This window comes from Helicobacter sp. L8 (assembly GCF_003660355.1).
Taxonomy (GTDB): domain Bacteria; phylum Campylobacterota; class Campylobacteria; order Campylobacterales; family Helicobacteraceae; genus Helicobacter; species Helicobacter labacensis.
Window position 1 is genome coordinate 223,788 of record NZ_QXQR01000001.1, and the last position, 10,262, is coordinate 234,049.

Annotated in this window: 11 protein-coding genes and 4 tRNA genes; 6 read left to right on the top strand and 9 right to left on the bottom strand. The window is 47.5% G+C overall.

Features of this window, described 5'->3' with window-relative positions; translation table 11 throughout:
- Positions 1-5 precede the first annotated feature (5 nt).
- Together EAO37_RS01065 and EAO37_RS01070 are read left to right on the top strand one after the other, a co-directional pair.
- Entirely contained in the window at positions 6-1,067 is a 1,062-nt protein-coding gene (locus EAO37_RS01065; RefSeq protein ID WP_120945238.1) for an NAD(P)-dependent alcohol dehydrogenase, read from the top strand.
- Positions 1,067-2,524, top strand: a complete 1,458-nt coding sequence (locus tag EAO37_RS01070) for an outer membrane family protein (protein ID WP_120951035.1) — start codon at positions 1,067-1,069, stop codon at positions 2,522-2,524. The genes EAO37_RS01065 and EAO37_RS01070 overlap by 1 nt, the downstream gene beginning before the upstream one ends.
- Here the strand turns inward: EAO37_RS01070 and EAO37_RS01075 are convergent.
- The 8 genes from EAO37_RS01075 to EAO37_RS01110 all read right to left on the bottom strand — a co-directional run bounded on the left by EAO37_RS01075 (position 2,521) and on the right by EAO37_RS01110 (position 6,713).
- On the bottom strand, positions 2,521-2,883 hold the full coding sequence (locus tag EAO37_RS01075; RefSeq protein WP_120951037.1) for a DUF779 domain-containing protein: 363 nt from the start codon (positions 2,881-2,883) through the stop codon (positions 2,521-2,523). The genes EAO37_RS01070 and EAO37_RS01075 overlap by 4 nt on opposite strands.
- Positions 2,883-4,388 (bottom strand): aldehyde dehydrogenase family protein, encoded by a 1,506-nt coding sequence (locus EAO37_RS01080; protein WP_120951039.1) that lies wholly within the window; start codon positions 4,386-4,388, stop codon positions 2,883-2,885. Before EAO37_RS01080 ends, EAO37_RS01075 begins: the two co-directional genes overlap by 1 nt.
- A 112-nt stretch (positions 4,389-4,500) precedes the next feature.
- Positions 4,501-5,976, bottom strand: coding sequence for a Na+/H+ antiporter NhaC family protein (locus EAO37_RS01085; RefSeq protein WP_120951041.1), 1,476 nt, complete (start codon positions 5,974-5,976; stop codon positions 4,501-4,503).
- A 27-nt stretch (positions 5,977-6,003) separates the two neighbouring features.
- Positions 6,004-6,091: transfer RNA gene (locus EAO37_RS01090), tRNA-Ser, on the bottom strand.
- An 18-nt stretch (positions 6,092-6,109) separates the two neighbouring features.
- Positions 6,110-6,183, bottom strand: a tRNA-Cys gene (locus EAO37_RS01095).
- A 1-nt stretch (position 6,184) separates the two neighbouring features.
- Positions 6,185-6,271: transfer RNA gene (locus tag EAO37_RS01100), tRNA-Leu, on the bottom strand.
- Positions 6,272-6,305: 34 nt separating this feature from the next.
- Positions 6,306-6,617 carry a TRL-like family protein gene (locus EAO37_RS01105; RefSeq protein ID WP_240451673.1) on the bottom strand — a complete coding sequence of 104 codons (312 nt, stop codon included), beginning with the start codon at positions 6,615-6,617 and terminating at the stop codon, positions 6,306-6,308.
- A 21-nt stretch (positions 6,618-6,638) separates the two neighbouring features.
- Positions 6,639-6,713: transfer RNA gene (locus EAO37_RS01110), tRNA-Gly, on the bottom strand.
- A gap of 173 nt (positions 6,714-6,886) precedes the next feature.
- On the opposite strand from EAO37_RS01110, the gene EAO37_RS01115 reads away from it, so the two are divergent.
- Together EAO37_RS01115 and EAO37_RS01120 are read left to right on the top strand one after the other, a co-directional pair.
- Positions 6,887-7,645, top strand: coding sequence for a 3-hydroxybutyrate dehydrogenase (locus EAO37_RS01115; RefSeq protein ID WP_120951045.1), 759 nt, complete (start codon positions 6,887-6,889; stop codon positions 7,643-7,645).
- 8 nt (positions 7,646-7,653) lie between these two features.
- The gene (locus EAO37_RS01120) at positions 7,654-8,079 is read left to right on the top strand and encodes a TRAP transporter large permease subunit (RefSeq protein ID WP_120951047.1); all 426 of its coding nucleotides are present in this window, start codon (positions 7,654-7,656) and stop codon (positions 8,077-8,079) included.
- On the opposite strand, the gene EAO37_RS01125 is transcribed toward EAO37_RS01120, so the two are convergent.
- Positions 8,032-8,346: a hypothetical protein gene (locus EAO37_RS01125; RefSeq protein ID WP_162982917.1), complete on the bottom strand. Its 315-nt coding sequence runs from the start codon at positions 8,344-8,346 to the stop codon at positions 8,032-8,034. The two genes, EAO37_RS01120 and EAO37_RS01125, sit on opposite strands and share 48 nt — an antisense overlap.
- 261 nt (positions 8,347-8,607) lie before the next feature.
- On the opposite strand from EAO37_RS01125, the gene EAO37_RS09150 reads away from it, so the two are divergent.
- Together EAO37_RS09150 and EAO37_RS09155 are read left to right on the top strand one after the other, a co-directional pair.
- Positions 8,608-8,781 carry a hypothetical protein gene (locus EAO37_RS09150; RefSeq protein WP_162982918.1) on the top strand — a complete coding sequence of 58 codons (174 nt, stop codon included), beginning with the start codon at positions 8,608-8,610 and terminating at the stop codon, positions 8,779-8,781.
- Positions 8,782-9,949: 1,168 nt separating this feature from the next.
- Positions 9,950-10,093, top strand: coding sequence for a hypothetical protein (locus EAO37_RS09155; protein ID WP_162982919.1), 144 nt, complete (start codon positions 9,950-9,952; stop codon positions 10,091-10,093).
- The last annotated feature ends 169 nt before the right edge of the window (positions 10,094-10,262 follow it).

A 10,262-nucleotide genomic window follows, 5' to 3' on the forward strand; every position in this document is an offset into this window, starting at 1 on the left:
TTGTCATGGCGCACATTCCAGCTAGGGGTTTTGCAATCCACTCCAAAGAGGGCAAGTTTGAGAGACTTGACTTCACGCGCCACCCTTTAGGCGCAAAGGATATTCTAGTGGAGATCGCCTTTTGTGGAATTTGCCATAGCGACATCCACTCTGCCTATGGCGAATGGGGAGAGGCGATCTACCCTATGATCCCCGGTCATGAGATTGCAGGCGTGGTGAAGGAAGTGGGCTTTAAGGTTTCTAAATTCAAGGTGGGGGACAAAGTGGGTGTGGGGTGTTTTGTGAATTCTTGTAAGGTGTGCGAGGCGTGCACTAGCCATCAAGAGCAGCTCTGTGCCAATGGCAAGGTTGTCTTCACCTACAACTGCCTAGACTACTTCCATGACAATCAACCCCATATGGGCGGGTATTCAGATAAAATCGTGCTAGATGAAGACTATGCCATTAAGATCCCCCATGACGCGCCTTTAGAGAAGATCGCCCCGCTCTTTTGTGCGGGGATCACCACCTACTCTCCTTTAAAATTCTCTAAGGTCAAAGAGGGCTCAAGGGTGGGAATCGCGGGTTTTGGAGGGTTGGGGCACATGGCTCTCAAATATGCCCTAGCGATGGGGGCGCAGGTGAGCGTCTTTGCGCGCAGTGAGGCTAAGAGGGAACAAGCCTTAAGCATGGGTGCAAAATATTACTACACCAGTCCCAAGGATGCCAAGCCTTGGAGTTTAGACCTCATCATTTCCACTATCCCCACAAGCTACAAGATTCTAGACTATGTTAAATTGCTCGCTTACAATGGGGAGCTTGCCATTGTGGGCGCACCCCCTAAAGAAGTGATGCCTAGCATTAGTGCCATTGAATTGATCAACCAGGGTAATAGAAAAGTCTATGGCTCGCTCATTGGGGGGATTAAGGAAACCCAAGAAATGCTAGATTTTTCTGTGCTACACAATATTTATCCCCAAGTCCAGCTCATTGAGGGCAAGGACATCGATCAAGCCTATTACAATCTCACTCACTCCAACGCGCCCTTTAGGTATGTCATTGACATTAAAAAATCCTTGGGGGGTTGATGGGGCTTGCGCCTAAGAGAGATAGCCTCTTTGGCTATCTTTACACACTCAAGCTATTTTGCGCTCCCCTAGCATTAACCTCTCTACACGCCTTTGATTATAAATTAGGAGGGTTTGCCAACCAAGCTTCTGTGATCGGGTTTAACCAACACCCTGTAGAAAAGAGCGAGGGGATTTACCCCATGCAGCAATACGCCACAATCGCGGGCTATCTCTCCCTTGCTTTTAACCTTCTGCCCAAAACTCTAGCTGGGCATAGCCTAAATGGGCGCATCGGGGGCATGGTGGGGGGAGTGCTTTACGATGGCACAAAAAAATTTTACGGAGGATCGGTGGTTTACCAAAACTTCGCCTATTACGATGGGTATTTGGGCGGAGCAGCCGATGTCGTGCAAAGCGATGATGTGTGGGCTAAAAACCGCAAACTTAGCCAATACAGCCATTTCTATGTCTTCAGCGATGCCTACTTAGAATACGATTACAAACATTACTTTGGGATCAAAGCAGGGCGTTATCTCTCCCAAGCTGCTTATAAAAGCGGACAGACCCAAGGGTTTGAAGTCTACGCCCAGATTAAGCACATGCGCTTGTGGTGGTTTAGCTCTTGGGGACGCGCTTATGCGACCGGAGTGCAGTTAAGAGATTGGTATGCCCCTAGGGTGGTTTATAGTGGGGGTTACCACAAAAACGCCCAAGGGGGCTACACTCCCAGCGGGCACAAAGTCGCTTACGGCACGCATGCTATCCAGCTTACCTACCAGAAGCACCACTTTTTAGCCGAAGGCTTTTTTTACTTTTCACCCAAAATGTTCAACGCACCGGGTCTTAGGATAGGTTGGGATAGCAACCCTAACTTTGAGGGCAAGGGGTGGCGTTCTAACACCCAGATTAGCGCGTTTTTCCCCCTTTATTACCCTTGGATGGTGCTTAACACTGCAGGGAAGGCGATTTATCGCTACGACAACCCGGCCACGCCCAATGGGCAGAGTCTCATTATCCGCCAACGCTTTGACATCGGTCAGTTCTTTCTCATGGGGACTTTTTATAAGAATTTTAGCAACGCCAACGCGTGGGTGGGCAACACAGGTAACCCCGCTGGTGTAGAACTCTATGGTAATAGCCTTTGGGCTGGTTACGCAGGCACCGCCCTTAAAGCCAACGCAATAACCGGGGCACTCATTTACGGGGGCACGCATTTTAAAAAGGCTTTTGCATGGCGGATGACTTGGCAGTGGTCTAGCGCGCCAGTGTCTTATGAGGGGCGCGTGATCCTCTCGCTAAGCTACCAATTCACTCCCTATCTCAAGGGCTTGCTAGATTTAGTCTACTATGGAATCCATACCAACAAGGGCTACCAAGCGGGCTTGAATGCCTATTGCAACCCTAGCACCACCTACTGTGGGGGTGGCTATCAAGATCGCAGCGCGCTTTATACCCAACTCATTGCCTCTTTTTAGCTCTCTTGTAGTTGCGCTAACTCTTGGGGGCTAAACACACGGCTTGTGAGGCTAAAACTCTTGCCCGTCCCATAGGCTAGGGAGAATTCACTCCCCTCTATGGGTTGGATGTCTAAGATGAGTTGGGTGTGCTGTTGGTAGTTGTATTGTTCTTGGTGCATGTAAAAGGCGACCCCCTCTATCTCCCCTAGACACACATCATTTTGCCCTAGCTTAAAATCCCCCTTAGCGTAGGCATAGACCACACTACCATCACAACACCCACAAGAGTGGTAGAAAATAAACCCCTCTGGGTGGGCAATTTTGAGCTCTGCAATGAGAGAGAGCGCTGCCTTAGTCGCTACCACGCGCTCAGACATTAAAAGAATCCTAGTTTGTGCGGGCTATAGCTCACCAAGATATTTTTAGTTTGTTGGTAATGCTCTAACATCATCTTATGTCCCTCACGCCCAATCCCACTTTGCTTATACCCCCCAAAGGCGGCATGGGCAGGATACATGTGGTAGCAATTCGTCCACACTCTCCCAGCCTTGATCGCGCGCCCGAAATGGTAAGCCCGGTTGATGTCGCGCGTCCACACCCCCGCTCCTAGCCCAAACATGGTGTCATTGGCGATCTCTAGAGCCTCTTTCTCGTCTTTAAAGGTGGTAAGGGCTAACACAGGACCAAAGATTTCTTCTTGGAAGATACGCATCTTATTATGCCCCTTAAAAATAGTGGGCTGGATATAGCACCCTTTTTCTAAACCGGCGATGTGGTTTCTAGCCCCCCCAATAAGGCACTGCGCCCCCTCTTGATGGGCTAATTGGATGTAGTTTAAAATGGTGTTGACTTGGTTTTCATCCACCTGCGCGCCTATCATGGTTTCTAAATCCAGTGGGTTACCCGTTTTGATCGCCTTGATCCTCTCTAACACCTTGCCTATAAAGTCCTCATAAATACTCTCATGAACCAAAGCGCGCGAGGGGCAGGTGCACACCTCGCCTTGATTAAGTGCAAAAAGCACTAGCCCCTCAACAGCTTTATCTAAAAACGCGTCCTCATGCTCATAAATATCCGGGAAGAAAATATTAGGACTCTTACCCCCTAGTTCTAAGGTGCAAGGAATGATGTTTTCTGTAGCAAATTGCATGATTTGTCGCCCCACTGCGGTGGATCCGGTGAAAGCCACTTTGGCGATCTTGGGGCTAGTGGCTAGGTGTTTGCCAATTTGTCCCCCGCTACCATTGACCACATTCACCACCCCAGCGGGCAAGAGATCCCCGATGATCTCTAGCAGCACTAGCGCGCTAGCCGGGGTGGGGGATGCGGGCTTGAGCACCACCGCATTGCCTGCAGCCAAAGCCGGGGCGAGCTTCCATGCACACATCAAAATGGGAAAATTCCAGGGGATGATCTGCCCCACCACCCCTAAGGGTTCGTGGAAATGGTAGGCGACTAAATTCTCTTCAATGTCGCTAATGCCCCCCTCTTGGGCACGGATACAGCTAGCAAAGTAGCGGAAATGATCGATGGCTAGGGGAATATCTGCGGCTAGAGTTTCGCGAATGGGTTTGCCATTGTCCCAAGTTTCTGCATAGGCGAGCTTTTCTAGATTAGCTTCTAAGCGATCGGCAATTTGGAACAAGAGGCGGGATCGCGTCTCAATGGGGGTTTTGCCCCAAGCGTCCTTCGCTTTGTGCGCGCTATCTAGGGCTTTATCAATGTCTTGGGGGCTAGATAGGGGCACTTCACACAGCACCTCCCCATTGATAGAACTCTTATTGGCTTTATACTTCCCCTCCACAGGCTTGACCCATTCCCCCCCGATGTAGTTTTCATAGCGGGGCTTAAAAATCTGGCGGCTATCTTTATAAACACTCATGTTTTCTCCTCAAAAAATGTGCCCCGATTCTAATCTCTAAACATTAATGCTTTTGATCCTAAATTTTTAATCACCTCCAAAAGAAAGGCGGTGTTACTAATAGTGATAGTGCCTAGTGCCTTTGTTTGAGTAAGAAAAATAAACCTAGTAACAAACCCAACCCTACTAAAAAGCCCAACATTTTAGACAGACTCAAACTAGCCACTAAAAAAGCCACTAGGGCGCATAGCGCGCTCAAGCTCGCGTAGGGTAATTGGGTTAAAAAATGGCTTTGCACAGAACAACCCGCCCCTGTGGCAGAGAGAATTGTGGTGTCTGAAATGGGCGAGGCATGATCCCCATAAACAGCCCCTGAGAGAATAGCCGCGATCACCAACACCAAATCCCCCCCCAGCCCCGCGCTCATGCTAACCCCAATGGGCAACATGATCGCAAACGCGCCCCAGCTAGTGCCTGTGCTAAAGGCGATAAAACCCGAGATCACAAACAACACCACCCCCAGCCACTCTCCCACCCCTTGAAAATGCCCCACAAGACTAGCTAGATACACCCCCGTTTGCAAGTCATCGCGAATCAGGGACCCAATTGCCCATGCTAAAATCAGCACCAAGATCGCGCCTTGCATGCTCTTAAAACCTTGCACCACAAGGGGGATTAGTGCGCCCACATACTTCCTTGCTAGAATCAAGGTGGTGCCCAGAGAAATCAACCCCCCTATAAAGAGAGAAAAGCTAGTTTGGGTGTTTTTAAGCAAGTCCAAGAGATCGCCACTTGGGGCGTTGGTATAGCCCGTATAAAAGATCAACGCGCAGGTGCTAAGAATCAAGATTCCCACACTGCTCAACAAGAGCCAAACGGGGGCTTTGGGGCTTTGGAGATTTGCAATAGGGCTTAAATCTTGCACCCCTACATTTCTGTAGCGCACCATAGCGGGCAAATTGATCTGCCATAAAATCGTCAAAAACACCGCGATAAGCGCAAACCACGCGTAATAATTGCTAGTGATACTAGCAAGCAAAAGCGCAAAACTATCTTCAATCCCCTCGTTTTGCATCACCCCCACAATATAAGCCCCCCAGCTAGAGATGGGCATGAGCATGCACACGGGCGCGCAAGTGGAATCGATAATGTAAGCTAGCCTTTCACGGCTACTTTGGTGCGCGTCATTGAGAGATTTACTCACCTGCCCTACAATGAGGGCGTTAAAATAGTCGTCTAAAAAAATCACCAACCCCGCAAAGAGGGCGACAAATTCGCACTGGCGCGCGCTTTTGACAAATTGACGCGCCTTGAGCACAAAAGACGCGCTAGCTCCAGAAGCGCTAATCACTTGGGTTAACACCCCCAAGAGCACTAAAAAGGCAAAGATATAAAGACTATTGGTATTGAGGCTAAAAGTGGGGGTGTTGCTGTAAAACACCGCACTCAATTTGGCATAAATGACGCTTAAGGTGCCCCACAGGCTATCACTCACCAGCCACGCCCCCAAGACAATCCCGCTAAAAAGCGAGAGAGCCACGCGTTTAGTCAACACCACCATGGCGATCACGCCTATAGGCACTAATAAACTTAAAATCGAATGCCCCATCAAAACCTTAAGAATGATAGAAGATGCTGGCCGGGAGAGAGGGATTCGAACCCCCGGAGGTATGACCCTCAACGGTTTTCAAGACCGCCGCTTTCAACCACTCAGCCATCTCCCGTTAAAAAGTAAGTCATATTGGAGGCGACACCCGGACTCGAACCGGGGATCAAGGTTTTGCAGACCCATGCCTTACCACTTGGCTATGTCGCCATGGTGCCCAAAGCCGGACTTGAACCGGCACGGTATTGCTACCGAGGGATTTTAAGTCCCTTGTGTCTACCTATTCCACCACCTGGGCGCATAAACGCCGTTGCAAGGGCGTTAAAGGGCTATTAATCGCCCTTGACAATTGTTGTGTAGTGGCCATAAAGTCCAATTACATTGAAAACCTTACGATCCACTGATTTAATGGTTGTAATGCCACCCGCTTTAGCCGCTTTTTCTACCGAGCAATCACCCCAAGCAAAGAGACCAAGAAAACTGCTACAACTTGCCTCGCCTGTCTTGGCACCGGGCGTTCCATTACCTGAAACGGGTAATTTTACACCAGTAAGAAGACTGCCCACAGGGAAAGGCGATGCGCAACCGCTAATCAAAATGTACACACCCGCACACACGCCAGCAATTCTAGCGATTCGTAACACCAACATCCCTTTAAACAAATTTGGAGCGGGAAACGGGGATCGAACCCGCGGCCCCGACCTTGGCAAGGTCGTGCTCTACCACTGAGCTATTCCCGCAAAAACGCTCATTCTAGCACGAATTTTTTAACAAGTCAATAGCCCAAAAAAGTGCCCTTTAACCCCCTTGTGCGAAAAAGCAACAGCGCACGCCCTAAAGACCCAAAACTACGCCCCATTGCTAAAGCCTTAGCAAAAGGTGCTAGCATTCTATTAAAAACTAGGGAGTTACTATGGTCGTGCTCATCACCGGGAGTGCTAGCGGGATTGGGCTTGGTATCGCGCAAGCTTTTTTACAAGAGGGACACAAGGTGGTTTTTTCGGATTTAAATCAAGAGGCTTTGAATCAAGTGGCTACTAGCACGCCCTCTAAAAATGCGATCTTTATCCCCTGCGATGTGGCACAAGAGAGCGCATGCCAAAATCTCATCACGCAAACCCAAAAGGCTTTTGGCTCTGTAGATGTGCTCATCAATAACGCCGGATTCCAGCATATCGCCTTGCTTGAGGATTTTCCTACAGCCGTGTTTAATAAAATGTTGCAAGTGGAGTTGGTAGGACCTTTTATGCTCACTAAATGCGCCTTCCCCCTAATGAAGGCGCAAAAATTTGGACGCATTCTTAACATGGCATCTATTAATGGTTTGATAGGCTTTGCTGGCAAGGCAGCTTACAACAGTGCCAAACACGGACTTATTGGACTGACTAAAGTTTGCGCGCTCGAGGGCGCGCTTTTTAACATCACAGCCAATGCCATTTGCCCGGGCTATGTGGATACCCCCTTAGTGCGCAATCAGCTCGCTGATTTGGCTAAAACCCGCCACATGAGTGCCCAAGAAGCCCTAGAAAAAATCCTCTACCCCCTCATCCCTCAAAAACGCCTCATCCCCATTGCAGACATCGCTAAACTTGCTCTATTCCTAGTCAGCGATGCGGCTAAGAGTATCACGGGGCAATCCTTAGTCATTGATGGCGGTTATACCGCACAGTAAGGGTTTGCATGTTGGGTATTCTCTTAGGCTTAGGGGTGTTGATGCTCTTGGCATATTGGGGCTGGTCGATTGTGTGGGTCGCGCCCATTGGCGCTGGGGTGGTGGCTCTTTGTGGCGGGCTAGACTGGCTAGAGACTTACACGCACACCTATATGGGCGGGTTTTGCGCCTTTGCTAAGGTGTGGTTTCCTATTTTTATGCTCGGGGCGATCTTTGGAAAACTGATGGAGATGAGCGGTATGGCTAGCGCGATCGCTAAACTCATCGCCCAAACTCTAGGGCAAAAGCGCGCCATTTTGGGGGTGATTTTGGCGTGTGCGCTACTCACTTATGGGGGGGTTAGCTTGTTTGTGGTGGTCTTTTCTGTCTATCCTTTAGCCCTCTCTTTATTCCAAAAAGCCCAAATCCGCAAGCACATAGCATTGGATCGCTAAATCCCACAAACACGCGTCTTTGAGTTTTCCCTTTACTTTATCCTCAAAGGCGCTTGTGGAGCTCTTCACTTCGTTAAGCACATGCTTAACTTCACCCCTAACTCCGCGCTCAATCTCTAGAATATCTACTCTCGCCAAGACCCCTTGATACTCAAATGTCGCTTCATAGATCACATCCACACCCCCACCTATGAGTTCTTTTGTATCGACCAGCATCTGTGGCTTATTGTTTTCGCTGTAGGCGATCTCCTTACCATTTGGAAACAAGCCACAGGCTAAAGCACCCACTTCCTGCCCGACTCTAAATTTCTCTGCTCGATCGTATCTAGTTTGCTGAAAACTTCCTTATGGTGCTTTTCTAACCATAACATTTTGGGGCACTACATACCCCGCACAAACTGGGATTTAGAGAGATTCACTTTGATTCCTTAGCAAGATTCAACACTTATGAGTATAACATGCAACGCGCTTTAAAGGCATACACCACGAATCACCAAAGCTTCAAACACTTCATTTTGAATAATAAAAATGAAAAAATTTGTTTTGAAATTGCATCGCAAAGTCTTTAGCTTTAGAAATGTCCAAGGTGTGGCGATTAGTGGTCCTACTTTGTTCCAGTTGCAAAAGGCGATGAAAGCAGGAGATGATCTTGTCCAGATTAAAAGTTCATTGCTTGATTGTTCGTTGGGGAATAAGCTCTAGGACATTTCAAAAGTTAAGAGTTGCTGCATTATCTAACAAAAACGCCTCAACTAACTCGTGTTTGGGATAGATTATACAGATTCGCTATTTGTTCCCCTTCTGGGTTTTTGGGCATTTGTTAGAAGTTGATCTCAAGCATCTGTGCATTTTTAAGAGACAAGATTTATAGATTTATAGATTTATAAATCAAGATTCATCAAAGCATCATACCCAATTCTATCGCCTATATGCAAGCCTTCTAGTAGTGTCCTCGGGCTTTTTGAGCGTTTTGAGGAATATCTTTCCTAAGTTTTTATTAATTATCTTAGATGGCTGCAAAGAATAATTGAGGGAAAAGAGATGTGATTGGATGACCCAGCGGTGGTCTCAGGAATTTAAAAAAGCCAAGCGCGTCATTGAATAATCTCCATGATAAAGTTATAAAGAGATGTATGTTTTGATCAGCGAGCAGAGAATAGGGATTGACAAGTTTACTGTAGTAACTAAAGGGGGTGCAAATACAGCTAGAGAAGAATCGTTTTTTAATGTTTTAGTGCACAAAACTCCTTAAAATGTTTTTAAGTATTAGCTCTGAAAATTACCAACACATCTGCGTCTTTTAATCCACAACTCCAAAGTAAATGGATGAAAAAATGGGTTGCTTACTCAATCACAATCATTTGTCTGACCCTACACCACTCTAAAAGCAGTCCGTGCGTTGCGCTCTTATGTTAAACTGTACTAGAGAGCGTAAGGCAAATGCCTTGTCCACCCAGCATTGCCAAAAACTCTAGCAAATCTTTTCATCGCCCAAAACCAGTCCCTATTTTCATTATAACCCGCACAGCTCAAGAGATAGGGCGGATCAAGGTAAAAATCATTGCCAACACAGCATTAAATTAACCTGTCAATCCGCACATAAAAACACACTCCCCTGGATTTTCTCTTGAAAAAGGCGCAATTTATAATGCAGCCTAACGCTACAAAGATCCATTCTGTTTTCGGCAAAATTGATATTAATAAAAGGCGTTTTTGTTAAACAAGAGTTAAAACTACTTGGGTAGCTTGATGCAAAAACTAAGTCCTTTTTCTAGGCTTTTCGTGCATACCAACAAGGCGCGCACATACTCTAATATACTTAAATCCTCAGGGGTCTTTGGGGACACTCAATATTGCAAGGGGTAGGAATGTGGCGCATTATGTGTGTTGGGTGGATCAAGAGGGGAGGCGGGTGGAGTTCAAGGTAGGCACTAAGGCGGGTGTGAAATGGGAGGAAAGCAAGTTTGAGGCGCGCGAAATTGTAGCATTGGGTTGTCTATGGTCTGCTGTGTGAGTCTGGTGTTTTCTTGATAAAGGCGAACAAATCCTCGCCCCTATCTCTAAAGCGTGCACTATTACAAAGAAAAGCAATTCAGCCGTTTCAAAGAAGCGTTACGAGCGATCTTCACCCCACTATGAGCATAACTATGAGCATACTAGGGTTTTAAAAACGCCAGTAGCCC